The organism is Paenibacillus sp. FSL M8-0212 (genome assembly GCF_038004645.1).
GTDB lineage: Bacteria > Bacillota > Bacilli > Paenibacillales > Paenibacillaceae > Paenibacillus.
Map to the genome: position 1 here is coordinate 457,629 of NZ_JBBORP010000001.1, position 24,312 is coordinate 481,940.

At 46.6% G+C, this 24,312-nt stretch carries 23 protein-coding genes and 1 riboswitch; of the genes, 5 read left to right on the forward strand and 18 right to left on the reverse strand.

The annotated features are described in order from the left end of the window. Nucleotides 1-2: 2 nt before the first annotated feature. From MKX68_RS01965 to MKX68_RS01995, 7 genes are all read right to left on the reverse strand, one after another. The gene (locus MKX68_RS01965; RefSeq protein ID WP_036669825.1) at nucleotides 3-1,028 is read right to left on the reverse strand and encodes a HAMP domain-containing sensor histidine kinase; all 1,026 of its coding nucleotides are present in this window, start codon (nucleotides 1,026-1,028) and stop codon (nucleotides 3-5) included. Between the two features lie 3 nt (nucleotides 1,029-1,031). Next, nucleotides 1,032-2,060, reverse strand: coding sequence for a cell wall-active antibiotics response protein LiaF (gene liaF, locus MKX68_RS01970; RefSeq protein WP_340908676.1), 1,029 nt, complete (start codon nucleotides 2,058-2,060; stop codon nucleotides 1,032-1,034). 198 nt (nucleotides 2,061-2,258) lie between these two features. Further along, nucleotides 2,259-2,474, reverse strand: coding sequence for a hypothetical protein (locus tag MKX68_RS01975; protein WP_036610057.1), 216 nt, complete (start codon nucleotides 2,472-2,474; stop codon nucleotides 2,259-2,261). A 111-nt stretch (nucleotides 2,475-2,585) separates the two neighbouring features. Next, nucleotides 2,586-3,089 carry a 3D domain-containing protein gene (locus MKX68_RS28670; RefSeq protein ID WP_445671100.1) on the reverse strand — a complete coding sequence of 168 codons (504 nt, stop codon included), beginning with the start codon at nucleotides 3,087-3,089 and terminating at the stop codon, nucleotides 2,586-2,588. Between the two features lie 464 nt (nucleotides 3,090-3,553). Further along, nucleotides 3,554-5,491 (reverse strand): threonine--tRNA ligase, encoded by a 1,938-nt coding sequence (gene thrS / locus MKX68_RS01985; RefSeq protein WP_340908680.1) that lies wholly within the window; start codon nucleotides 5,489-5,491, stop codon nucleotides 3,554-3,556. A gap of 164 nt (nucleotides 5,492-5,655) precedes the next feature. Beyond that, on the reverse strand, nucleotides 5,656-5,790 hold the full coding sequence (locus tag MKX68_RS01990; protein ID WP_340908682.1) for a hypothetical protein: 135 nt from the start codon (nucleotides 5,788-5,790) through the stop codon (nucleotides 5,656-5,658). 115 nt (nucleotides 5,791-5,905) lie between these two features. After that, nucleotides 5,906-6,850, reverse strand: coding sequence for a putative sporulation protein YtxC (locus MKX68_RS01995; protein ID WP_124113713.1), 945 nt, complete (start codon nucleotides 6,848-6,850; stop codon nucleotides 5,906-5,908). A gap of 180 nt (nucleotides 6,851-7,030) precedes the next feature. Between MKX68_RS01995 and MKX68_RS02000 the strand changes: the two genes are divergently transcribed. From MKX68_RS02000 to MKX68_RS02015, 4 genes are all read left to right on the forward strand, one after another. Then, the gene (locus MKX68_RS02000) at nucleotides 7,031-7,435 is read left to right on the forward strand and encodes a hypothetical protein (RefSeq protein ID WP_340908687.1); all 405 of its coding nucleotides are present in this window, start codon (nucleotides 7,031-7,033) and stop codon (nucleotides 7,433-7,435) included. A gap of 293 nt (nucleotides 7,436-7,728) precedes the next feature. Next, complete coding sequence (locus MKX68_RS02005; protein ID WP_036610059.1) at nucleotides 7,729-8,223, forward strand: cation:proton antiporter regulatory subunit; 495 nt, start codon at nucleotides 7,729-7,731, stop codon at nucleotides 8,221-8,223. Between the two features lie 4 nt (nucleotides 8,224-8,227). Next, the gene (locus MKX68_RS02010; protein ID WP_036610060.1) at nucleotides 8,228-9,466 is read left to right on the forward strand and encodes a cation:proton antiporter; all 1,239 of its coding nucleotides are present in this window, start codon (nucleotides 8,228-8,230) and stop codon (nucleotides 9,464-9,466) included. Nucleotides 9,467-9,579: 113 nt separating this feature from the next. Beyond that, nucleotides 9,580-10,485, forward strand: a complete 906-nt coding sequence (locus tag MKX68_RS02015) for a YitT family protein (RefSeq protein WP_051447155.1) — start codon at nucleotides 9,580-9,582, stop codon at nucleotides 10,483-10,485. Nucleotides 10,486-10,569: 84 nt separating this feature from the next. Here the strand turns inward: MKX68_RS02015 and MKX68_RS02020 are convergent, their stop codons facing one another. From MKX68_RS02020 to metA, 6 genes are all read right to left on the reverse strand, one after another. After that, entirely contained in the window at nucleotides 10,570-11,583 is a 1,014-nt protein-coding gene (locus tag MKX68_RS02020; RefSeq protein ID WP_340908689.1) for a zinc-binding alcohol dehydrogenase family protein, read from the reverse strand. Then, nucleotides 11,580-12,557: an aldo/keto reductase gene (locus tag MKX68_RS02025; RefSeq protein ID WP_340908690.1), complete on the reverse strand. Its 978-nt coding sequence runs from the start codon at nucleotides 12,555-12,557 to the stop codon at nucleotides 11,580-11,582. Before MKX68_RS02025 ends, MKX68_RS02020 begins: the two co-directional genes overlap by 4 nt. A gap of 231 nt (nucleotides 12,558-12,788) precedes the next feature. Beyond that, nucleotides 12,789-13,925, reverse strand: coding sequence for a cyclic dehypoxanthinyl futalosine synthase (mqnC, locus tag MKX68_RS02030; protein WP_340908692.1), 1,137 nt, complete (start codon nucleotides 13,923-13,925; stop codon nucleotides 12,789-12,791). 241 nt (nucleotides 13,926-14,166) lie between these two features. Then, on the reverse strand, nucleotides 14,167-15,339 hold the full coding sequence (locus MKX68_RS02035; protein ID WP_036669808.1) for a trans-sulfuration enzyme family protein: 1,173 nt from the start codon (nucleotides 15,337-15,339) through the stop codon (nucleotides 14,167-14,169). Then, on the reverse strand, nucleotides 15,336-16,523 hold the full coding sequence (locus MKX68_RS02040; RefSeq protein WP_076327044.1) for a PLP-dependent transferase: 1,188 nt from the start codon (nucleotides 16,521-16,523) through the stop codon (nucleotides 15,336-15,338). Before MKX68_RS02040 ends, MKX68_RS02035 begins: the two co-directional genes overlap by 4 nt. A 24-nt stretch (nucleotides 16,524-16,547) precedes the next feature. After that, nucleotides 16,548-17,465, reverse strand: a complete 918-nt coding sequence (metA, locus tag MKX68_RS02045; RefSeq protein WP_340908695.1) for a homoserine O-acetyltransferase MetA — start codon at nucleotides 17,463-17,465, stop codon at nucleotides 16,548-16,550. Between the two features lie 236 nt (nucleotides 17,466-17,701). Then, nucleotides 17,702-17,825, reverse strand: a riboswitch (SAM riboswitch). A gap of 451 nt (nucleotides 17,826-18,276) precedes the next feature. Between metA and corA the strand changes: the two genes are divergently transcribed. After that, nucleotides 18,277-19,212, forward strand: coding sequence for a magnesium/cobalt transporter CorA (gene corA, locus MKX68_RS02050; protein ID WP_062833460.1), 936 nt, complete (start codon nucleotides 18,277-18,279; stop codon nucleotides 19,210-19,212). Between the two features lie 71 nt (nucleotides 19,213-19,283). Here the strand turns inward: corA and MKX68_RS02055 are convergent, their stop codons facing one another. The 5 genes from MKX68_RS02055 to MKX68_RS02075 all read right to left on the reverse strand — a co-directional run bounded on the left by MKX68_RS02055 (nucleotide 19,284) and on the right by MKX68_RS02075 (nucleotide 24,136). Further along, entirely contained in the window at nucleotides 19,284-20,285 is a 1,002-nt protein-coding gene (locus MKX68_RS02055; protein WP_340908699.1) for an HRDC domain-containing protein, read from the reverse strand. 176 nt (nucleotides 20,286-20,461) lie between these two features. Continuing rightward, a complete protein-coding gene (locus tag MKX68_RS02060; protein WP_047842269.1) occupies nucleotides 20,462-21,340 on the reverse strand; it encodes an ROK family protein in 879 nt (292 codons plus the stop codon). A 73-nt stretch (nucleotides 21,341-21,413) separates the two neighbouring features. Beyond that, entirely contained in the window at nucleotides 21,414-22,100 is a 687-nt protein-coding gene (locus tag MKX68_RS02065) for an MOSC domain-containing protein (RefSeq protein ID WP_340908701.1), read from the reverse strand. A gap of 30 nt (nucleotides 22,101-22,130) precedes the next feature. Then, a complete protein-coding gene (locus MKX68_RS02070; protein ID WP_133384130.1) occupies nucleotides 22,131-23,246 on the reverse strand; it encodes a phosphodiester glycosidase family protein in 1,116 nt (371 codons plus the stop codon). Next, nucleotides 23,243-24,136 (reverse strand): 5'-3' exonuclease, encoded by an 894-nt coding sequence (locus tag MKX68_RS02075; RefSeq protein WP_017689620.1) that lies wholly within the window; start codon nucleotides 24,134-24,136, stop codon nucleotides 23,243-23,245. Before MKX68_RS02075 ends, MKX68_RS02070 begins: the two co-directional genes overlap by 4 nt. Between the last annotated feature and the right edge of the window lie 176 nt (nucleotides 24,137-24,312).

Below are 24,312 nucleotides of genomic sequence, written 5' to 3' on the forward strand. Positions count from 1 at the left end.
GTTCACTCAGGAACGTTCGGGAATTTCGGGATCAATACCCGCACCGTCGTTCCCGCTCCCGGTTTCGATATAATCTGAACTTGCCCCCCAAGCTTCTCCGCCCGTTCACGCATGGTAGATAACCCGTATGAACCCGGACGCTCCGCTTGCTGTAAAAATCCCTGACCATCATCGCTGATGCTCATGCTGATCTGATGTTCACTCTCCCGTATGGACAGACTAACCACTCCCGCCTCTGCATGCTTCACAACATTGGCAACTGCCTCCTGAATAACAAGAAACAGCTGGTGCTCAATGGCATCCGAGATTCCGCCATCCAGTTCCAGCTCTTTCACACCTTTAAGACCATTCTGCCTGCAATAATCAGGAAACCAGCTATCCAGTGCTGCGGTGAGGTCACGCCCTTCCAGCTCTACCGGTCGAAGTTGGGCAATCAGTCCTCGCATCTGACGCTGTGCAATATGTGACATCTGGATCAACTGGTCCAGTACTTTACCACCATGTTCAGGATTCATCTCCAGCAGACGAGGTAAGGACGAAGCCGACATATGCATGGCAAACAGCTGCTGGCTAACCGTGTCATGGAGGTCCCTTGCCATTCGTTTGCGCTCTTCAAGCACAGCCCGCTCCGAGGCTTGCTCCTTCTCAATGACTTCCTGCTCACCGAGGCGCTGAAGCAGTCTCATCTTTTTCTCAATCGAATCCATCATGACATTGAACTCCTGATAGACACGACCAAACGAAGCGTCATCCGCTTCAGGCATGCGCACCGCCAGATTACCCTTGGACACTTTCAACATGTTGAGATCAAGCAGGTCAATCTTGCGTTGAAGTCGTAAAGCAGCGATATATCCGGTGATAACGGTGGCCAGCACAACAACGGCAACATAGGTCCATGCCCGCTGACGACCAGCCCCCATCAACACCTCTCCATACAATAGATAGAATCCGCCCAGCGTAATCAGACCGGTTAGCGCAAAATACATCATCAGTTCCCATTTATTGGCCTTGAGAATTGTTCGAATCATGCGTTAACCCACCTTATTCACTTTGACGTCTCCGATAAACACACTTACAATAATCCGTACCTTTTTGCTAGCTTCAAGGTAATGGGTAGTTTCAGCCTGGGCACTACTCAGGAATCCGCCGCGTTTCTGGTTCAACAGTGACATATCTCCAATGAAGGAATTTGTCGTCACCGTCACACCCAGATCCATATCTTCCGGAACAAATACTTTCACATCCCCAATAAATGAAGAAATAACAATCTTCGTCTCCCCATAAGGAATCTGTGCCTTCGTCAAATCAATTACGGTATCTCCGATAAAAGCCGAGATGTTCATTGGTTTTAACGAGAACACTTCCTGCCCCATGTACAGATCCCCGATGAACGCCGATTTGTTAATGGTATTGCCATTGCCATAATCCCCATAACCATTTCCGTAGCCATCATCATAATGTTTTCCATATCCAGTATCGTTAGAGTTATACGATTGATGTTTCTTCTTATATTGATGCCCTTGTGATGATGAATCCGTTGATCCTGTGAAATGAGGGCCATGTGCATCGTTCTTCTGTTCCTGTTTTGGTTTGCCAAATGTTTTCTCGAACTGTTCATCAAACGACGACGGCATCTCCAGATCCTCCGGAGCCAACGGTTTATAAGGTTGCTCAGGTGCTGGAGGTGGCTGCATCTTGTCATGATGTTTCCGATCACGACGACGTGGCCCGATCAGTACAAACAATCCTCCGCCAATCAGCATAACCGGAATCAGATAACGAATGAACTCCCCCATGGAGTAATCAATCCATCCCAGGTTACGAGCAAGAAAGTAACCACCTATCGCCAGTACAATTACCGGTCCAATAAAGGCGTAACCCCCGTTGCGACGAATCTCGGATATTCCTTTGGCCCCCCACCAGATTAGAAATAACGGCCAATATGTTCTGAAAATATATCCTACATCAATGTCATATCCCAATTGTCTGAACAAGATCATCGCACCAATAGCAATAAGAGGTATGCCCACCCACCAGCGGTCACGCGTCGATCGTTTCATCGCTCATGTCTCCTTTGTCTGTATTATGTATCCAGTGTAACTCAGACAAGATAATGAGAACAGCGGCGGCAGATGGAATTCATCTCGGTCTCGAGACTGAGATGGGAGGATATTATTGTAAAAAACTTCGCATATGTAAAACACCCCGGAGCTGGTGCTCCAGGGTGCTGAATCATCATTTGATTAATGAATCTTCAATTATTTTTTGTATTTTGATGCTTTGCCTTGACCTTGGCCAGTTTGGCCTGTGTTTTCTACACCGAACTCGGCATTGTATTTTTCATCAGGTGTTTGGAAATTATCTTGTACTTTGTTTTGTGCGGATTGCTTCACTTTTGCTGCTGCATTCTCTTCTCCAAACTCTGCATTGTACTTCTCGTTTGGCGTTTGGTACCCTTGTGATTTTTTAGCCACAACGAATCACCTCTCTCTTCATATTTACGATGCATTGCTGCACCGCGGGGTTCGTCCCCAGTCAGTATTATGTGAAGAGAGCACTTCAGTTATTCATGTTCACGTGTGAAATTAAATGGCCTTGTCCAGCCAGGAGTCCGGTACGGATTTGTACACATCGATCGCATCGGCCAACTCGCTGAGCATCTTTTCTGTACACTTTCCAGCGCCTTGCCTGATCACCTGTACCTCCACATCCTTTTTGCCCCACTCTTTGTACACTTGCTTGGTTGTCGGGAAATACAGATCGATTTTATTGCCTTTGATCGCTGAACCCGTATCTGCAACAATCCCGTAACCATAGCCCGGAATGTACAGAATGGAACCCATCGGGAACAATTTTGGATCAGCTGCAATCGTGGAAACTGTTTCTTTATCACGACGTACTTTTACACCAGAATACGTAATTCCGTATTGAGGATGTTTGGGTCCTTTTCCTGTAGACTCCACACCTGCCGTATATCCCGTTGCTGTAACCTTTTGTGTACCCAGTATTTGTTCTGAACGCGGAGCAAGCACCGGCATAGACGGATCCGCCACTTGTTTCTCTGGAACCTCAGGTCTTGGAATGACCATTGGTTGTGGTGACCACAATAAAGCCATATACACCATGGTCGTCAACTGGGCTTCATCGCTGTATTCATGGCTAACCTGTTCTGGAAATTCCTGATCAGACTTGCTCGAAGTTTCAATAATCGGACTTTCACTGCCGCTGCTCTGACTCTCGACATGCAGTACTGTACTTTCATCTTCAAATGTATAGGCATCCGCCTGATTCAGGTTAATCATCATCCCGGCGAACATCACACAGCCAACCAATAAACCCCGTATATGTTCCTTTTGAATTGAGAATTGCTTTTTCATTGTATAACCTCCCCCTCACTGCAAAGGTTTTCCAAAAAGCAATTAATCTATACTTTTTACTGCAAACACTACGAAAAAACGCCTGAATAACATAGGTCAATCCCATGTTATCCAGGCGTTATGCAGAGTGTTCAGCGCAACTTATGCACTGGTTATCTGATAGATCATTTGTTCATTTATACCAAACGTGTTGCGATTTCTTCTTTCAATTGAGCGATTATTTCATCGACCGGTTTCATGCCCAGATCGCCTTCTCCACGCTTACGCACGGATACGGCTTCTGCATTACGCTCATTCTCACCAACAACAAACATATAAGGCATTTTCTCAAGCTGCGCCTCACGGATTTTATATCCAAGCTTCTCGTTCCGCAGATCGGCTTCAGCAGAGATTCCCGCACGTTTCAGTTTCGCTTCCACTTCACGCGCATAATCGTCGAAGTTTCCGGATACCGGGATCACTTTTGCCTGTACCGGAGACAACCACAATGGGAAAGCTCCTGCAAAGTTCTCCAGCAAGAATGCTGTGAAACGTTCCATTGTACTAATTACACCGCGGTGAATAACGACTGGACGATGTTTCTGTCCGTCATCGCCCACATATTCAAGTTCAAAGCGCTCAGGCAACAGGAAGTCCAGTTGAACCGTAGATAATGTCTCTTCTTTGCCCAGAGCTGTTTTGATCTGTACATCCAGCTTCGGACCGTAGAACGCCGCTTCACCTTCAGCTTCATAGAATGGAAGGTCAAGTTCTTCCACAACTTCACGCAGCATGCGTTGGGACATCTCCCACATCTCGTCGTTCTGGAAGTATTTCTCGGTATCCTGCGGATCACGATAGGACAGACGGAAACGGTATTCGTTGATACCGAAATCCTTATAGACTGTTTGAATCAACTCGATAACACGAGCGAACTCTTCTTTGATCTGATCCGGCCGTGCAAAAATGTGTGAGTCGTTCAGTGTCATTGCACGTACACGATGCAGACCTGTTAATGCCCCCGACATTTCATAACGGTGCATCATACCAAGCTCTGCAATACGGATTGGCAGATCACGGTAGCTGTGCATGCTGGACTTGTACACCATCATATGGTGAGGACAGTTCATTGGACGGAGAACAAGTTCCTCGTTATCCATTACCATTTTCGGGAACATATCATCCTGGTAGTGCTCCCAGTGTCCAGATGTTTTGTACAATTCCACGTTACCCAGAACAGGTGTGTATACATGCTGGTATCCCAGGCTTTCTTCCAGATCCACAATATAACGCTCCAGAGTACGGCGCAGCTTCGCACCGTTAGGTAACCAGATTGGCAGGCCTTGGCCGACCAGTTGGGAGAATGTGAACATTTCGAGCTCTTTACCGAGCTTACGGTGATCCCGTTTGCGAGCTTCTTCGAGGAAGTGCAAATGCTCGTCCAGCTGTGCTTTTTTCACAAAAGCCGTACCATAGATACGTTGAAGCATTTTGTTTTTGCTATCTCCACGCCAGTAAGCACCCGCGACATTCATCAGTTTGAACACTTTGATTTTGCTAGTTGATGGAACGTGAGGACCACGACACAAGTCGAAGAATTCACCTTGCTCATAAATCGTAATCACGCTGTCCGCTGGCAAATCACGAATCAACTCAAGTTTGTAAGGATCGCCCACTTCTTCGAACGTTTTGATCGCGTCCTCGCGGCTAACTTCCTTACGTACAATTGGCAAGTTCTCGTTCACAATACGTTCCATTTCCTTCTCGATCTTTTGCAGATCTTCAGGATTGAGCGCATGTTCGAGATCCATATCATAGTAGAAACCATCTTCAATGACAGGGCCGATACCGAGGCGTACCTCTTTGTTACCATATAAACGTTTCACTGCTTGAGCCATCAAGTGAGCTGTACTATGACGCATCACTTCAAGTCCTTCTGGTGAATCCAGAGTTACGATCTCCACCAATGCTCCCTCATGAAGTGTTGTGGACAAGTCCACCACGATACCATCCAGCTTGCCGGCTACGGCATTTTTGCGCAATCCGCTGCTAATTGAAGCGGCTACGTCCTCAATGCTGCTGCCATCCGCATACTCACGTACCGAACCATCCGGTAGTTTAATGTTCACTGCCATTTGTCTCATTCCTCCTGTTAATGTAACCTTCGTGTCCAGATATTTATGGACTGATTATCTATTGCTATTCCAGTCATTTTGCAAAGGAACGCAAAAAACACCCGTCCCGGCAAAGGGACGAGTGATATATACTCGTGGTTCCACCCTAATTCAGCTGATTCATCCTAGTCGGAGACACAGCCCTCATTGGCATGACGATAACGGGCATGACCCGGCAGATCCTTACTCGCGGATAATCCCCAATAAAGGCGATATTCTAACTCCACTTTCAAAATTGCAGCTACAAAGGGGTAAACCATACGTGATATCCGGAGGAAATTTCAGCCTAGGTTCCTCTCTCTGCACCGATCTTGCGTGTGGTTGTTGTCTTTGTCAACGCTTTTGGTTCAATGGTTCACATGAAAAATTCATGGATCAACAGTTATTATAATTGCCGAGATCACTTGCGTCAAGACCTGTCAACAATCCTGAGCGCAGCACTTCGCATTCCGGGCAATGATGACATATTTGCACTTTGTCTTCAAAGATCTGGCATATGGTCGAGATGATTGGCAGATCCGGGGTACGTGTATGAAGCATGACTTTCTCAGGAGAGATAGAGATGAGTGTACTTACAATCATATCTTCAATATCCATCTCCAGTTCCAGACCCGGCATTTCCACAACAACCTGTTCATCCTTTTGCACGGGTAACAGATTAAGTCCAGCATCCAGCACCTGAAATTCATGCATTCCCTTGTGTACAAGATGGACCAGAGGTACTTTGGCTTCTTGAAAAAATACAAAATATTTTAACAGCCCCATAAACTCTTCATACTGCCGATCCATCCAGAACTCATCGAGCGCATACTCCACTAATTCCTGAAGCTCCTGCTTATATGGCCGTATGCGGAAGTTGATAATGCCTTCAAGGTGAAAAAAGTGAACATCCTCCAAATCCTGCCGTAGTCCACTGGCTAACGTAGTACGGCGGCGCTCCCGAAGTCCGGGCTGATCCAGATCACCATTTAATAGAAGTGGCATGCAGATTCGATTGACCTTCTCCACCTCATGCTCATCCATGACAGAACACGCCTTGGCGATCATATCCTCCACCATGCTCCGTTCTTGTGTCTCCATAATGAAGTCGGCGAGTCCAAGGGAGAGCAGATCACTGATCCGGGGAAGCCATTGCTGGAAGTCTTCGTGATTCTCATTCCCTCTGCACACCCAGGTTGCTCTTCCATCATTATGTTTGAAGGTGAGCCGAAATCCTCTTTTACTTATATGTAAACCTTTGGTTTTTTCCTTGACACAACGATAAAATTGATCCGCTTCCTCTTGCCCCGATACATCGGTCCATACAGCAAACAGTTCCACAAGAATCACTCCTTTCCTTCCTGTTCAAAGTATATGGCAAGGCCGATGGGGATATACGAAGCGGATTGATGGAAAGCGTGTCATGATTTCTCAGTATATTATGAAGAGGTTTGGAGTTAAGACAAAAATGTGTTATTATTTTAATAACAGTATGTTTCACGGGAAAGGAGGGAAGCCAAAATGAGACAACAACCTAGAATACTCCACTACACTATCATTATCATTTTGTGCGTTTTCCAAGCCTTGTGCTTCCCTATTCCGATGCAGTCCGAATCTGCCGTTGGGGTGTCTGTTGATGCAACTTCCAACAAGGAAGTGCTGTCGCAAATACCCGAATCCCAGCAGAAACCTGTTATTCGCAAATACCCACAAGTCATGTCCAAGCTGATTGCGGTTACGCATAATAAGCCTGTCTTTCTTGTCCTCGCATTGTTATTGATGCTGCGAATCCCTACAACGGGTCTGTCCTTTAAACCGTGGTATTGTCTGTTTAAACGCAGATTATTTCTGCTACCTATTAAGTTTACCAGCATGTATGTATCCCTCACCCCTTTAGCACCAAAATACGTGAACGCTCTTCACTAGCCGTTACACCGTATTTACAGGTTGCTTTTGCATGGAGACACCTCTGTATTTAAGACGGTGCGCTTGTGCATAACTTATAACCCTTTTAGCACACGTTAGATAAACCAATGTTTACGACAGTACCTATTTTTGTTGTACCCACATCGACAAATTCAAATCATATGGCTGTGTCAGGAATTTCTGGCTCTGTTTACCCGCATCTTTTGATGTTCCTTTGAGCAGCAGATTTATCATTTTCGGGAAATAAGCCTGTCTTCTGTGGCCAGCCCCTAATTATAAGGAGGCAACAATCCATGGATGTACGCGAAACAGACTTGCCGGGAATCGGCAAAAAATTTCAAATTGAAACAAGCAGCGGTGATAAAATTGTCATTATTATTCACGATGACGGTCGCCGGGAAATGTACCACTTCGAGTATGATGATCCCGATCAAAGCATCTCGATGATCACACTTGACGATTACGAAGCACGACAGATTGCTGCTATTGTTGGCGGATTAACTTACAAACCAAAACAGCTTGAAAATATTGAAGTAACGTTTGACGACCTGATTATCGAGTGGTACAAAATCGAACCATCCTTCGGAAGTATCGGTAAATCCATCGGTGAATTGGACGTACGTCAAAACTCTGGGGCAACGGTTATCGCCGTTGTAGAGAAAAATCACAAAAAACATATCAGCCCAGGTCCGGAGGTAGTTATCAGTGCAGAATCCACGGTGGTAGCCGTTGGCGAACGCAATCAGCAGAAACTGTTTAAATCCCTCCTCCTGACTGGAAGGGGGTAAATAGATGGATCATTTGATATTCGAAGTAGGTCTGGCCCTTGTGCTCATTGCAGCAGCCGGCCTTTTATCGGCAAAACTAAGATTTTCGGTCGTTCCATTTTATATTCTGATCGGGATGGCCGTTGGGCCACATGCCATGAAAATCTGGCATCTGGACTTCCGTTTTATTGAGAGTCAGCCTTTTATTGAATTTATGGGTCGGATCGGTATCCTGTTCCTTCTCTTCTACCTTGGACTTGAATTCTCGGTAGGTCGTTTAATTAAATCGGGTCGCTCTATTGCAGTTGGCGGCTCGATCTACATCGGCATTAACTTTACGCTGGGATTAATATTCGGTTTTGTGTCCGGTTTCCCAGTTGCAGAAGCACTTATTATTGCAGGTATAACTACCATCTCTTCCAGTGCCATTGTGGCCAAGGTACTCGTCGATTTGAAACGAACGGCCAACCCGGAAACAGAGATGATATTGGGTATTATTATGTTCGAAGATGTATTCCTCGCTGTATATATCTCGATCTTGTCCGGACTTGTGCTTAGTGATTCATCCTCCATCGGAGGCGTCATCATGTCTGCACTTATTGCCCTCGGATTCATGCTTATCGTGATTATCCTTGGACGCAAAGCAACACCGCTACTAAACAAATTGCTTAAAATTCGATCGAATGAGCTATTCTCTCTCGTTGTATTTGGAGCCTTGTTCCTGGTAGCTGGTTTCTCTGAAACTATTCATGTTGCCGAAGCGATTGGTGCATTACTGGTTGGTCTGGTGCTTGCTGAAACAGAACACGCGAAACGGATTGAGCACTTGATTCTACCGTTCCGTGACTTCTTCGGAGCAATCTTCTTCTTCAGCTTTGGATTGTCCATTGATCCGTTGTCCTTGGGTGGCGATGCCGTATGGTTAGCTCTGATTGCAGTTGTTATTACATTGTTCGGTAACTTCCTGGCGGGTATGCTGGCCGGGCGCAGTGCAGGACTATCACCCAAAGCATCGGCGAATATCGGATTAACCATTGTGTCACGGGGTGAGTTTTCCATCATCTTGGCGAACATGGGTAAAGCCGGGGGACTATTGCCAATGATTCAACCATTTGCTGCGCTGTATGTCCTAATTCTGGCCATTCTGGGTCCTTTATTAACCAAAGAGTCCAAACATGTATTCCGTTTATTGGATAAAATATTCAAGTTCAAAGATCCTCGGAAAAAGAAAGAAGAACCAAAGGTTCTGCAGAAAGAAGGATAATCCCTATGTCTGTACAGAACAGACATACTAACGTACTTCGCGGCTCTTACGCCGATCTTTCTGTGACTAACCCAGGGAGAATGGCACGAAAGCCGCACTAAGGAGGATGACCTATGAAAGCACCTCTGATATCGGCTAATCCGGTGCCAAACACCGCCAAGACCAGGATATCGTCTACCCGCCGCTGGTTAAACCTGTTTCTCGTTATTGCGGGCGGAATTCTGGCCTCCGTGGGACTTGAATTGTTCTTACACCCCAATAAGATTATTATTGGAGGCATTACAGGCATTTCCTCACTCTTCGCCCACTGGACCGAAATGAGGATTGGATTGTTCCTATTTTTATTCAATGTTCCGTTTATATTTCTGTCTTACAAGATTGTGCAGAAGAAATTTGTACTGGTTACTGTTCTAGGTCTGGTTGTCTTTTCGATCGGTGCCATTGTGCTTCATCCCATGCCGCCACTTGTAGAGCATCCGCTGGCTGCCGCCATGTTTGGCGGATTATGCCTCGGACTCGGAATTGGGCTCGTCGTGCGGTATGGCGGGACACTGGATACGCTGGAAATCGGTGATCCGTCTTCCCGCCCACCTGAACGTGTATTTAGCGGAAAACGGATGCTTATCGAAAAAATAATCATGCTGCTTAACTTGTTGATACTGACAGCTGCTGGTGTTGTCTTTGGCTGGGACCAAGCGATGTATTCCGTAATCGCCTATCTTATTGCTTATGAAATGGTGTACATTGCGTTCAGGGGCTTCTCTTCCAAACGCAAAGTATGCATTTTGACTACACAAAGCTCTCAAGTTGAAAAAGCTGTACGCAAACGGCTACGCCGTGAACCTGGAATTCTGGAAGCCACTTCTGACTCAACACAACTCGCGATGGCGGAAGGATGGATCAGGCAAATCCCGGGTGCACTTTATTATGAGGTACATGTGCTGGAGATGATCTGGTTGAAGTCCATTGTGCGTCACATTGATCCACATGCGGGTATTGTAACGAATCCGGAAAAATAAAAAAACGCTCTCTTCCCCTATGGATGGACAGTATTGTCCAACAAGGTCAGAGAGCGTTTTTTCTGTTATTATAATTAATTGATATTATAGTTCAACGATAGCTTTGACTACATGTGAATCTGGCAATAACCATTGATCTATTGCAGTAGGTAACTCATCAAATTCCACGCGGTGTGTGATATACCCATCCATGCTTAATTTCTTTTGACGCAAGGTCGACAGGACTTGTTCAAAGTCTTCACGGGTTGCGTTTCGACTACCCAGGATGCTCATCTCCCGCTTGTGAAATTCGGGGTCATGAAAGGTAATATCCGCTTTCACCAGTCCCACGAAAATAAGTTGACCACTATGCGCCACATATTGAATGGCCTCATTCATGGAATTCACATTACCTGTTGCATCGAAGACAGCTGTAGCATAGTCGCCTCCCGTAATTTCAGCCACTTGTTGTACAGTATGTTCATTGGCCTGTACCAGGTCATCCGCTCCAGCCCAAGTCCGACTAAGCTCCAGCCTGTCCAGATTACGATCAACGGCAATAACACGCGCCCCCGCCTGTTTGGCAAATGCCATCACACCGAGTCCAATGGGACCAGCTCCAATCACAACCACATGCTCACCAGGTTTAATTCCCGCTCTTCTGACGGCATGGGCTCCAATGCTTAATGGCTCTACCATTGCCGTCTCATCCAGTGTCAAACCCTCTGCTGAGAGCAGGTGTGAGACAGGCACGCTGATTCTTTCTCTCATGCCTCCGTCTACGTGCACACCCATGACTTGCATGGACACACAACAATTGGTCTTTCCACTGCGACATGCAATACATTGACCGCAATGCAGATACGGAATAATACTTACCTGATCCCCTGGCTGTAGTCCTGCATCGTTCGGACCGATCTCTTCAATAACAGCAGCCAGTTCATGACCGAGTACGCGAGGGTAGGTAAAGAATGGCTGATTGCCTTTGTACGCATGCAGATCCGTTCCACAGATCCCAATCCGCCGAATGGCAACCAACGCCTCTCCTTCTGCTCGTTCCGGCTGAGGCAGGTCCTGGAGCTTCAATTGATCTATTTCTTCACATACAATGGCTCTCATCGTTGTTCCCCCTTGGATGCTTCTGCTGTCGTGTTGCTTGGCTTCGTATTATATTCAGGTCGTCCGCTTGACCACGTCTCGTTATGCAATGGAGCCAGAATGCGCAGCACTTCATCCAGCAGGCTCTGATCCATCGGTTCCTCTATCCAGGCTGCATTATTGAGGATATTTCGCTGGCTGGCACTGCTCACCAGTGTTGTCGGAATCCGTTCATTCGATGTGGAGAATTGCACGGCCAGCTTGGCAATGTCACTGCCTTGTTCTGCACAGAAGCGGGCAGCCTTCAGGCAGAGCTGTTTCACCCGATCATCTGCCGGATGCCAGGCAGGAGCCCCTCGGGTACTCAACAAGCCCATAGAAAGAGGCGAAGCATTGACGAGGCCAATTTCTTTTTTTTCCAACAGGGGCAATAACGATAATAATGAGGTATCATTCAATGAATAATGACAATACGAGATGATCGCATCCGCATCGATCTGTGGCAGAACCTTCTCGAACAAAGGCAAGGGCAATCCACAAATGCCCGCATGTCGTATAACTCCCTGCTCTTTCAGACGCAGCAACGTTGGAAAAGCTTCTTCGATAATGATCTCTGCTGGCACAAATTCAATATCATGCAGGAACAGAATGTCGATATATTCTGTATGCAATCGATCCAGACTCTCTTGCACGCTATCCAGAATCCGCTGACGTGAAAAATCAAACTCATTTTCCCCATACCGTCCGGCTTTGGATGATAACATATATGAACTACGCGGCAAGCTGCGGATGGCTTCACCCAACACGGTCTCCGCTTTTGTCAGCCCGTAGTAAGGCGAAACGTCTATGTAATTCATCCCTGCATCTACGGCCGCATGTACAGTGCGAATCCCTTCGTCCCGGTCAATGTCACGAAATACAGAACCGAGTGAGGATGCTCCAAAGCTCAATACAGGTACGTCCAGTTCCGTCTTGCCAAGTATTCTTCTCTTCATCGGTTTAACCCCCTCCAGCGTGTCTGACTACACAAGTTCCCTTTCATTGTAACAGTTCAATTTCAATATAAAATATCGCCAATTGCGTAACATGTACTGTTTGATGACCTCGAACCGCAGAAAGAAATCAAAAAGCCCGCCGTCTCTCCAAACGGAGTAGTCAGCGGGCTTGGCTTCATAAATACTTATCTAACGATCAGCATTTATGGGAGTAGTATTAAATAAACAGGATTAGTTCTGCATTACGAAATCTTCATGCACGGCATTCTCTTCGTCGAACATACGAACGATGTCATATCTAGTGTTACGTTGTGCCGGGATATAACCGGACTCCCGAATCAAACGCAGAATGGATTCAATGTTAACTTTATATGTTGCACCAGCAGCAGATACAACGTTCTCTTCAATCATCGTGCTACCAAAGTCATTACAGCCAAATTCAAGCGACTTCTTACCGATCTCCGGACCCATGGTTACCCAAGAGGATTGAATGTTCTTGATATTATCAAGCACCAGTCGGCTGATGGCTACAGTCTTCAAGTACTCTTCCGGAGTCTGACGCTCCAGCTTAAGGTTGGTATTGTCTGGCTGGAAGGTCCAAGGAATGAATGCCAGGAAACCTTCGGAGTCATACTTGTTCGCAATACATTCGTCTTGAGCTTCACGTACACGGAGCAAGTGTAATGCACGCTCTTCCATCGATTCACCAAGGCCGATAACCATCGTTGCTGTGGTGTTCATGCCGATACGGTGTGCAGTTTGCATAACGTCCATCCAATCCCGCCATGAACCTTTCAAGCGGCTGATTTTCCGACGTGTGCGGTCATCCAGAATTTCAGCGCCGCCGCCAGGTAAGGAATCCAGTCCAGCTTCGTGAATGGCACGAACAACCTCTTCCAATGTAAGGCCGTCGGACACTTCAACCATTTTCATAATCTCCGCTGGGGAGAATGAGTGCATCGTGATGTTTGGGAAACGCTCTTTGATGGCTTTCAACAGGTCTGTATAATAGCTGAAAGGCAAGTTTGGATTCGTTCCACCTTGCATCAAAATTTCGGTACCATTCACATCTTCCGTTTCCTGAATCTTCTGGAAAATAACTTCGTCCGGAAGCACATAACCTTCATCCGAACCAGGTCTGCGGTAGAAAGCACAAAAACGGCAGTATACATCACACACGTTTGTGTAGTTGACGTTACGCCCAATTACAAATGTTCTGTATGGTTCAGGGTGCATGCGTTTCATAATGACATTAGCAGCTGCCCCGATTTTGTCCACTTCATTCGATTCAAATAGCTCAATCGTGTCTTCCAAGTCCAAACGTTCGCCCCGAAGGGCTTTATCTAAGATACGGTCTACCGTACTCATCGTAAAAAAGCCTCCCTCATGAAGAGAAATTATATAACGATCCGTCCCAACTTGTTCAAGAGAAGCAAGTTCTGGTGGCAACATCGTATTTCTGTACTCCACATATCGTAACACAGGTTACATGTGAAAAAAAGCACCTTATGTACAGGTGCTTTAAAAATAAGTAAAAATTTTTACATATGGAATGGAATTTATTCGAGATTAAGTGATACGCATCGGCGTATTCGGGTATCCACTTTTGTTAGGATTCCTGAAGTGCTTGTTCCAAATCTACAATCAGATCTTCGATATCTTCCAGACCTACGGAGAAGCGCAGCAACCCATCTGTAATGCCACGGTCACGGCGAACCTCAGCCGGCATTGCCGCATGAGACATCATCGCTGGGTAGGACAGAATACTCTCCACAGCTCCCAAGCTTACAGCAACTATGGGTAGCTTCACCCGGTTAAGAACTGCTTTTGCGCGATCACCTGAACCTACGTCGAAAGAAACTACAGCTCCATATCCTGTGGACTGACGCTCATGTGCCTCACGGCCCGGATGATCCTCCAGTCCAGGATAAAAGACAGCGGTAATATCACTGCGCTCATTAAGCCATGCCGCCAGTTTGGCTGTGCTCCGTTCACTATGGGCCATACGAGCCCCCAAGGTTTTCATCCCGCGCATCAGAAGCCAGGACTCTTGTGCCCCGAGTACAGTTCCAAGTCCATTTTGCAACTGTTTCAGTTGTACGCCAAGTGATTCCGTGCGAGCAACCGCTAACCCTGCCAGTACATCACTGTGACCTCCGAGAAACTTCGTAGCACTATGTACGACGATGTCCACACCAAGCTCAATTGGACGCTGATAGTACGGTGTCATAAAGGTGTTATCCAGAATCGTGATCAGGTCATGTTCCTTCGACCAGTCAGTTACAGCAGCGATATCCGTAATTCGCAGTGTAGGGTTCGACGGTGTTTCCATATAAACTGCCTTGGTGTTTGGCTTGAGTGCCGCTTTTACTTCATCTATATTGGTCATGTCTACAAAGGTTGTCTCGATCTGCATACGGCTTAATATGGAAGTAAGCAAACGATACGTACCTCCATATACGTCTTCCGTTACAATCATGTGATCCCCTGCGGAGAACATCATGAACACGCTTGATATCGCAGCCATCCCGGAAGAATAGGCAAAGCCTCGTGCCCCGCCCTCCAGCAATGTGATGTAATCTTCCAAAGCCTGACGTGTCGGATTACCCGAACGACTGTAATCATGTTGAGGCGGATTGAAGATATCAAAATGATGGAAGGTTGATGCTTGGTAGATCGGTACACTGGAGGCTCCAGTTGTTTTGTCAATTTCATCTCCAAAATGGAGCAATTTGGTATCAAACTTCAACTCGGAATTGGGCTTGTTATTGGACTCACTCATGAGTGCACGCCTCCTTCCACTTCCTGTTGTGCAGCTGTCAGAGCATTGCCGAGATCTGCAATCAAATCATCCGCATGTTCAATGCCTACAGAGAACCGGAGCAAACGGTCATCCACACCTACGGCTTCACGAATTTCAAGCGGAATATCCGCATGCGTTTGTACCGCTGGGTAGGTCATGAGTGATTCCACTCCACCGAGACTTTCGGCAAAAGCGATCAGTTTGATATGACGCAGCAATGGTTCAACATAACGTGCATCCTTCACTTTGAAAGAAAAGATACCTGTGTTACCGGTGGATTGTTTATTCTGTATTTCATACCCCGGATGATCGGATAGACCTGGATGATATACTTCAACCACCGCTGGGTGCTCAAGCAAGTATTTGGCAATAGTAAGTGCATTGTGCTCATGACGCTCCATGCGAAGAGCCAGCGTTTTCATACCTTTCATCAACTGGTAGGAGTCACTTGGAGATAATACCGCTCCAATGGAATTATGCAGGAATGCCATCTCAGCAGATAACGCCTCACCTTTGGTAATAATTAGTCCGGCGAGCACATCATTGTGTCCGCCCAGATATTTGGTAGCGCTATGAATGATAATATCGGCACCCAGTTCAATCGGACGTTGGAAAAATGGAGTCAACAACGTGTTGTCAACAATGGTCAACAGGTTGTAACTTTTCGCCCAGGAAGCAACAGCTTCCACATCGGTGATCATCATCAGTGGATTGGTTGGTGTCTCAATAAATACAGCTTTGGTATTCGGTTGACGAACCTTCTCCAGTGCTGCCAGGTCATTCGTGTCCACATAACTTGCAGTTACGCCGAAACGGGACAAGATGCGTTCAAGCAGACGATAGGTTCCACCATACAGATCCAGCGATACAATCAGATGATCCCCTTGACCAAACATGGCAAAAATCGTTTGCAGCGCGGCCATTCCCGAGCTACAGGCAAACCCTGCATCACCGGACTCCAGCGCTGCGGCGGCTTCTTCCAATACTTTACGGGTTGGATTAGTCGTACGAATATAATCAAACCCCGTGCTTTGTCCAAGCTTCGGGTGGCGAAACGCAGTGGATTGATAGATCGGAAAGTTAATGGCGCCTGTTACCGGTTCATTGATGGACCCAATTTGTGCTAAGCGGCTTTCGATTTTCAACTTGTTGTTGTCTTCCATTGCTGCATCCTCCTGTAATCTCGATTAGATTTGCGGGCCAATATCGTAAGGTGTTTCTTGATACACATAGTAATTGAGCCAGTTAGAGAATAATAAGTTGGCATGAGCGCGCCAAGTAGCCGGTGGCACACGGGAAGGATCGTCATTCGGATAATAATGTCTAGGCAATGCGATATCCAACCCTTTGGCTGTATCCCGGTCATACTCCCACTTTAATGAGAACGGGTCATACTCGGCATGTCCTGTGGCAAAAATCTGTTTGCCGTCTTTGGTAGCAACCAGGAAGATCCCCGCTTCCTCGGATTCAGCCAAAATCTCTAAATTCTCATTCTTTTCAATATCTTCGCGTCTCACTTCCGTATGACGGGAATGTGGAACGTTGAATACTTCATCGAATCCACGCAACAACGGAACATGTGGTTTATTGATGGTATGCGGGAAAACGCCAAAACACTTTTTATCCAGTGCAACCTTAGGTACGTCAAAATGATGGTATAAACCTGCCTGGGAAGCCCAACATATGTGGAGGGTTGAAGTCACATTGGTTTTGGTCCATTCGAAGATTTCCTGGATTTCATTCCAATAGTTCACGTCTTCGAAATCCATCTGTTCCACCGGGGCACCCGTAATGATCATTCCATCGAAACGACGGTGCTCAATCTCATCAAAGGTTTTATAGAACAGATCCAAATACTCCTGAGACGTATTCTTCGACGTATGGGATTTGGGATGTACGAGAACAACATCCACCTGAATAGGCGTGTTTCCCACCAGACGAAGCAATTGTGTTTCGGTCGTTTCCTTTGTGGGCATCAGGTTTAATATAGCGATACGGAGTGGACGAATATCCTGCTGATATGCAGAAGTTTCATCCATGACGAAGATATTCTCTCCTTCAAGTACTTCTTTTGCTGGTAGAGTATCGGGTATTTTGATTGGCATGGTAAGTCTAACTCCTCCTTGTGCATAGATAGATGCAGCCACCTCTGGCTTGATGTCTTCACATCAATACAGTTATAGTCTGCCTTGAGCTTGTAAAAACATTGAATTGCTCTTTCATCCAACGTTACAAACAACCTCAAGTTCCCTTAGCGAAAATCACTGCTGAGAAGTCGGGGCATATGACAAAGACCTTCCTCGGATTTCGAGAAAGGTCATATGTAAATAGATATGCGCCTCTCTCATCTCTCAGTTACAACAGTGCCACTTGACACTTAGTCGCTGCAAGAATTAGCACCGTGCGGTATACCGCCGGTTGCCGGGTTTCATCGGGCCAGTCCCTCCACCTACTCTTGATAAGATTTCGCTGTATTAGATTGTAATTTAATATGGTTCACCGTCTACTTTATTACATTAATGCCCTCACGTCAAGTTGCAGTTCTCCGTCTGCTGTCCAGATCGGAACCGTTCATCATCCGTTGTCATACACTGCCTCAGGGCGCGAAATAGACACATTTTTGCGCTTGAAAGCACCTTGTACCAGCGGTATACTAAACAAGGTGTTATAAACCCTTATGTGAGAGGTGACATATTAAATGGATGGCGACCCGAGGCCTGACTGGCAGCCGAATTCCGACAAACTGCATAGAGAATTGACATCAGCATGCCGGCAGCGGGACGTGACTTCCGTTTGATTATATAGTGAACGCAGCCCTGATCTCCAGGCTCCGCTGCCGACCGGCTGATTTGTTCTTTTTGCGCCCATAATGATAATATCCGCCAAGTTGGCGGGTGCAGAAGGAGTAGATTAACGATGAAAATCCGGTTGGTAAACAACGGTGTATTTATTCCGGTGGACGACATTCAGCAGGCGCTGACTCCACCAGCGGAAGGATTTTACTGGATTGATGCAGACGTAGACGATTTGGCTGTACTTCAGCCGCTGTTCTTGATGCATGATCTGGCTGTGGAAGACTGTCTTAGTGACGAAGAACAACGTCCGAAGATTGAAATTTATGAGAACCATTATTTTATTGTGATTAATAGCATCCGTTTCGATGATGAAGAGATATTTCTACGTGCGGTGAACTTATTCCTCGGCAGACATTTCATTATTAGTGTTACAAAGCAAAAGGTCAGCGAATTGCGCACACTGAAACCAATCCTGTGGGAACAGGAAATCAGTACACCGGATCGTCTGTTGTATTTGCTGGTTGACTTGATTGTTGATAATTATTTCACCGTAGGTGACCGAATTGAAGCACGGATCGAGAAGCTTGAGGAAGACATTTTGATGCACACCAAAAAGTCACATCTGAATGAAATCATCGGGCTGCGCAGTGAGATTCTGTGGCTGAAGAAAGTGCTCGGACCTCAGAAAGAGGTCATTAACACCCTGAACAAAAAAGATCTGCGTCTCATCGATGATCAACTGCAAAAGTATTTCAGTGACATCTATGAGAATGCTGTAAAAATATCAGAAACCTTTGAGACTTATCGCGACCTGATGGGCAACTTGCGAGAAGCCTACCAATCCAGTATTGCGAACCGGGCGAATGAGATCATGCGTGTATTTACCGCCATTACCACGGTCTTCATGCCGCTGACGGTCATTACCGGTATATACGGCATGAACTTTACGAATATGCCAGAGCTTAACTGGAAATACAGCTATTTTGTTGTGATTGGTCTGATGGTTACACTGGGCCTGAGCATGTTCTTCATTTTCCGCAAGAAAGACTGGGTATGAACCCGTATGAAATAACAAAGACGAAGCGCTCCTCTTGGAGAAACGCCTCGTCTTTTTTTCATTTCTAATCATTAACCAACTTGCTTCTCTGTCTCTGCGTGCCGACGAAAGCGGATTCGAATCATGCGCAGTCTTTCATAGACCTGCTCCAGACTCCCTCCATCGGGTTTCTCTCCTCCATACACCTTATGTAATACTGGCTTCAGGAACGTATCTCCCAGCTCCTCATACGCACTCCATACGGCCTCTTGTTCGTTCTCTGGCATCACTGCCAGCTCCACATCAAGAAGACAATCGGTGTCATAACCTTCATGATCCAGTGCCTCTAACAGCTCAACCAACTCGCGTCGGGATAATCCGGATCGATTAACAATCTCCTCTAACGTATACCCTTCCTTCATGCCTTCAAGCACCTGCTTGCGTGTGGTGAACTTATCAAGTTCCTGCTTGTACTTCTGCTCTCTCTGTTTGTATAACCAACTCTCATACTCTACTTCCTTCAGCGCCGTGTATACCCAGTCCAGCGGGAATGTCGTTGAACGTTCCAACCCGTTTGTAATCTCCATCCATTCCGTACCATACTCAGTTGCTTTGCTCTCTCCTACGCCCGGCAGTTGCATCAGTTCATCCAGCGATTGCGGAACAAAGGCACTGATCAAACGCAGCAGACGATTCGTTGCAATAAAATACGGTGCCTTCCGGTCAGACACAGCTCTCTTCCTGCGCCATGTGCACAGATCCGTATATAATTGCTCATTGCCGTATAACTCACTGTAACAATGGAGCCGCTGTCCACCATAACTGCGTGATTTCAGATCATCATTCTCATGAAATAACCCCTGCAACTGCGGTCGGTACCCCTCACTCATCTGTATGGCAAGCTGATGACGGTAAATATGAAGCAGCTCCTCCCAAGAAGTCCCTTCATACCAAATGCTGTCCTCACGCTCTCCTTCCTCGTAGCGACTCCATCCCAGCTGCCAACTATCTTCCTCTTCCCCAATCCATAGCTGTGCATACTCTGCATTCTGATCTGACATTCTGGACAATCTGTTCATGAAAATGACTTCCATTTTCCGTTCCCTCCCTTTAACATTTCAGCCTATACGGGTTAGTTACGCTACCTGCAGGCAGCACAAAAAACACCTCTCCTGCAAAATCCATGCAAGAGAGGTGCTTCCTCATTAATCGTACTATGCTGTTGCCCATATCATACCACAATGGTAAAATTCGTCAATCCCTAAATGAACTACTTATTCAATGCCAATTTGGCAAGCGCGAGCGAACCACATAGTCCCGCATTGTCGCCAAGTCCTGGTGAAACAACATACTGGTCAATGTCGGATTGAAGTGCAGGATGCTGAACGTATCCAGCCAGCAACTCCTGCAGTTTGCTACGCACCATCGGGAAGAGATGCTCCTGCTTCATTACTCCGCCACCCATGACGATTTTCTGCGGAGAGAGAATCAGAACATAGTTCATCAGTGCATGTGCCAGGTAATGTGCTTCGATCTCCCAAGCTTTATGATCTGCCGGCAGTTCATAAGCCGGTTGCTCCCAACGTTTGTTAATGGCCGGTCCTGCTGCAAGGCCTTCGAGGCAGTCACCATGATACGGACAGAAACCCTCGTATGTATCCTCCGGATGTCTGCGTACAATGATATGTCCCATCTCTGGATGTGACAATCCATGGACCATTTTACCGCCAACCACAGCACCTGCACCAATACCTGTACCCACAGTGATGTACAGACAGCTCTCAAGACCTTGTGCAGCGCCCCAGGTTGCTTCTCCAAGTGCCGCACCATTCACATCGGTATCAAATGTCATCGGCACATCAAAATGCTCCTTGAGCTTGCCAATCACGTTATACTGTCCCCAATGTGGTTTTGGTGTTGTTGTGATATAACCATATGTTGGGCTTCCTTCAATCGGATCAATCGGACCAAATGAACCTACACCCAGAGCTTCAATGCCTTTGCCTTCAAAAAATGAAATCACTTGAGCCATGGTCTCTTCCGGTGTTGTTGTTGGAAAACTTACGCGTTCCAGAACTTCTCCGTTTTCTGTGCCAATACCACATACAAATTTGGTTCCGCCTGCTTCAATTGCGCCTAAGATCGTCATGTTAGTCACACTCCCAAGTTAGTTTAAAAAAGGAATTCGGATTATTTTACTTGATGACACTATAATTACCCTGCTACTTGTTCTCCAGCTTGGACAATCGTTTCATTAACGTTTGCCTCCAGCTGTCTGACAGCGCAGGAATGGCCAGCAACGCCTGGATACCATCGACATTTTCTTTCCCCTGATGCATAATTCGATTGGCTTCAAGAACCGTCATTGATGTTGGATCGGTGCTGATCCGTCGAAATATCGATGAAGGCCCTACCTCACCTTCTTGCAGTACACGAAAGTAAAAGCCGGTATATCCACTCTCCTGAAAATAAACAGGCAGCTCCTTATAGTCATACCTCGCACCCAGCTTGAAGCAAGGTTGTCTGGGCTGACTGACCTGCACTGTGGCTTCGCCCAACTCGTACACATCACCAATCCGTACGTCTTCTTCGGCACAGCCTTCAACCGTCAGATTTTCTCCACAAGCTCCCCAATCCAACTTGCGATTCATCAGTTGTTCCAGCGCCGGATAACGACTGTAATCGTATACACAAACGGCTTTGTCAGGGCCGCCATGATGCACCAGATCCGCCTGCGCGTCCCCTGTCATTCCAGTGAATGACAGGAAAACCACGTCGGATACAGGATGTTTCACAATGCCGCTCAGCACTTCACGCTTCTGCCCAGGGAGCGGCTGCGGCAGGCCTACATTAATGGCCAGAACAGCTGTATTGCCCTCCCCTGACTTTCGATCAGATGTGAGTGTCATTTGCGTCATACCTCCCATAATCACTTTCTTTTAACGCACAGAGCCGCCAAATACGAGTGTATTACTCAAAAGCCTACCTGGAGAAGTCAGCATTTTGCCCCCGGCATACATACCCGAGGAAGCACCGCCATCCAGATTCATTGCCTGTTTGGCACCAAGCTTCTGCATCACCGCTGCCCACTCCTTGATTGTTGCTCCGGAAACGGTAGCCAGCATAACAGAACCGTCCGCCATGATTGCAATACCACTTCTGGCTCCGGAAGCATTAAGAATCTTGGCATCCTTGAAACCTTCGCTCGTCGGATTTACAGCTACCTTGCCGTCTTTCACCAGACGTGGTCCTGCCCCAACAGCAGTCACTACATCTTGCCAAGGGATCTCTTTGCCTGCTGCGTTCGTATACTTATAATTCATTTCTACGGTCGAACCAACGGTGAAACGATCCGAAGAAGACTTCTGATTACCTGTGAAGACCAATACCGAGCCATTCTTAGGAATCGCTACATTTGTATTGGGCACTTTTTTGGTCACAATACCTTTCTCCATGACAACCGCGGTGCCACCTTTGAACCCGACTGTGGCACCTCGTTCAGGCGTATACAGCATTGTTATGCTCGCGTTCGCTGAAGGTGTTCGATTAATAAAGGTTGCATACCAACTCCGTGATTTACCTTTTGTATCCGTTACTTTACCTGTCAAACTCACCTGAAGTGAATCCATGATCGCCGAGCCGTCTTCCTTAAATCCAATTGATGTTCCGTATCTTCCAATATGTATGACCTTACCATTTGCTATTAACATACCGTATGGATCTGGTGCTCCGTTATATGCTTCAAAAAATGCTCCGTTAATGGCTGCTTGTGCACCATAGGCTTTCACAATCGATGGCAATGTTGCCGTCTGGCCAACTTGCTTCTTCGCGAGTCCCACGGTAACCGGTGTTCCCTTTGGAATCGAAACGGTCTGCACGGTAAAATTACGTCCTGCTGCTTTTACTTTCTGTACTTTGGTACTAATTGCTGCTTTGGCATCCACTGTCTGTGGCGCACTTACTGCTCCCGAAAGAATTACGGGCAAGGCCAGGACGAGGGCCATAGCCCCTGTCCACCACTTTTTGCCTGTTCGTACGTTCTGCTTGTTGCTCACCCTATTGCCACTCCCATCCAAGAGCCAAGGCTCTTCATCTCAAGTTGTTCAAACTTGTCCATCACCATATCCGGATCAAGACGCAATTCACAGATATCCAGCGCACAGGCAACCGGAACAGCACAATGAATCTCTGCCAGTTTGCGGGACAGATGAAGCATGTCCAGATCATTCTCAATCTTGTTACGCACCGAAGGGGTCAGTTTATCCATGTTGCTCAAAATCCCTTCAATGGAGCCGTATTCCTGTACAAGCTTCAACGCTGTTTTCTCACCAATTCCCCGTACTCCGGGATAATTGTCACTGGCATCTCCCATCAGACCCTTCATGTCAATCACTTGACGAGGTGTCAGTTGTTTCTCTGCCATGAGCGTTTCAGGGTTGTACACCATGTAGTTGCCATGGCCTTTTTTCATAATAATGATACTCGTGCGGTCATTGATCAGTTGCAACATGTCGTGGTCACCAGTCAGCACCATAACATTCATATCGGTCTCTTCGGTATAATACTTCGCAAGCGTCCCGATACAATCGTCGGCTTCGAATCCTTGTGCACCTATATTGGGAATACCCAGGCTATCCATGACTTCACGAATCAGGGCAAACTGGGGAATCAGGTCATCCGGAGCTTCGGCCCGGTTGCCTTTGTAGGCTGCATATTCTTCACCGCGGAACGTCTTACCGCCCATATCCCAACAACATACGACATGACTTGGCCCAAAAGTCTGAACCGCATCCCAGAAATAACGGATAAATCCGTAGACTGCGTTGGTAGGCAATCCTGCCTTTGTACGTCTGATATATCCGCTTGCAGATGTCGCATAAAAAGCACGGAACAACACCGCCATACCGTCTACCAGCAACAAAGTAGGTTCATTACGTTGATTCACTTGAATTTGTTCTCTCCTGTCCTGATTCTATAGAAATTAAACTAAAGTATATTTACACTTACCATTCCGATGACAGAACAACCTTCTGATCGCTGTTATCCCCAGATTTTTTGATACCCTTTTCCAAAAGGGAAAATCCGGGGATAGCATATGCTTCCGAAGTAGCTTTCTTTCAG

Excerpts from the sequence above, each read along its gene's own strand:
- MKX68_RS01965 (WP_036669825.1), bottom strand. The coding sequence starts at position 1,028 with ATGATTCGAACAATTCTCAAGGCCAATAAATGGGAACTGATGATGTAT.
- liaF (WP_340908676.1), bottom strand. The coding sequence starts at position 2,060 with ATGAAACGATCGACGCGTGACCGCTGGTGGGTGGGCATACCTCTTATT.
- MKX68_RS28670 (WP_445671100.1), bottom strand. The coding sequence starts at position 3,089 with ATGGTCATTCCAAGACCTGAGGTTCCAGAGAAACAAGTGGCGGATCCG.
- thrS (WP_340908680.1), bottom strand. The coding sequence starts at position 5,491 with ATGGCAGTGAACATTAAACTACCGGATGGTTCGGTACGTGAGTATGCG.
- MKX68_RS01990 (WP_340908682.1), bottom strand. The coding sequence starts at position 5,790 with ATGGTTTACCCCTTTGTAGCTGCAATTTTGAAAGTGGAGTTAGAATAT.
- MKX68_RS02000 (WP_340908687.1), top strand. The coding sequence starts at position 7,031 with ATGAGACAACAACCTAGAATACTCCACTACACTATCATTATCATTTTG.
- MKX68_RS02005 (WP_036610059.1), top strand. The coding sequence starts at position 7,729 with ATGGATGTACGCGAAACAGACTTGCCGGGAATCGGCAAAAAATTTCAA.
- MKX68_RS02010 (WP_036610060.1), top strand. The coding sequence starts at position 8,228 with ATGGATCATTTGATATTCGAAGTAGGTCTGGCCCTTGTGCTCATTGCA.
- MKX68_RS02015 (WP_051447155.1), top strand. The coding sequence starts at position 9,580 with ATGAAAGCACCTCTGATATCGGCTAATCCGGTGCCAAACACCGCCAAG.
- MKX68_RS02020 (WP_340908689.1), bottom strand. The coding sequence starts at position 11,583 with ATGAGAGCCATTGTATGTGAAGAAATAGATCAATTGAAGCTCCAGGAC.
- MKX68_RS02025 (WP_340908690.1), bottom strand. The coding sequence starts at position 12,557 with ATGAAGAGAAGAATACTTGGCAAGACGGAACTGGACGTACCTGTATTG.
- mqnC (WP_340908692.1), bottom strand. The coding sequence starts at position 13,925 with ATGAGTACGGTAGACCGTATCTTAGATAAAGCCCTTCGGGGCGAACGT.
- MKX68_RS02035 (WP_036669808.1), bottom strand. The coding sequence starts at position 15,339 with ATGAGTGAGTCCAATAACAAGCCCAATTCCGAGTTGAAGTTTGATACC.
- MKX68_RS02040 (WP_076327044.1), bottom strand. The coding sequence starts at position 16,523 with ATGGAAGACAACAACAAGTTGAAAATCGAAAGCCGCTTAGCACAAATT.
- metA (WP_340908695.1), bottom strand. The coding sequence starts at position 17,465 with ATGCCAATCAAAATACCCGATACTCTACCAGCAAAAGAAGTACTTGAA.
- corA (WP_062833460.1), top strand. The coding sequence starts at position 18,277 with ATGAAAATCCGGTTGGTAAACAACGGTGTATTTATTCCGGTGGACGAC.
- MKX68_RS02055 (WP_340908699.1), bottom strand. The coding sequence starts at position 20,285 with ATGGAAGTCATTTTCATGAACAGATTGTCCAGAATGTCAGATCAGAAT.
- MKX68_RS02060 (WP_047842269.1), bottom strand. The coding sequence starts at position 21,340 with ATGACGATCTTAGGCGCAATTGAAGCAGGCGGAACCAAATTTGTATGT.
- MKX68_RS02065 (WP_340908701.1), bottom strand. The coding sequence starts at position 22,100 with ATGACACTCACATCTGATCGAAAGTCAGGGGAGGGCAATACAGCTGTT.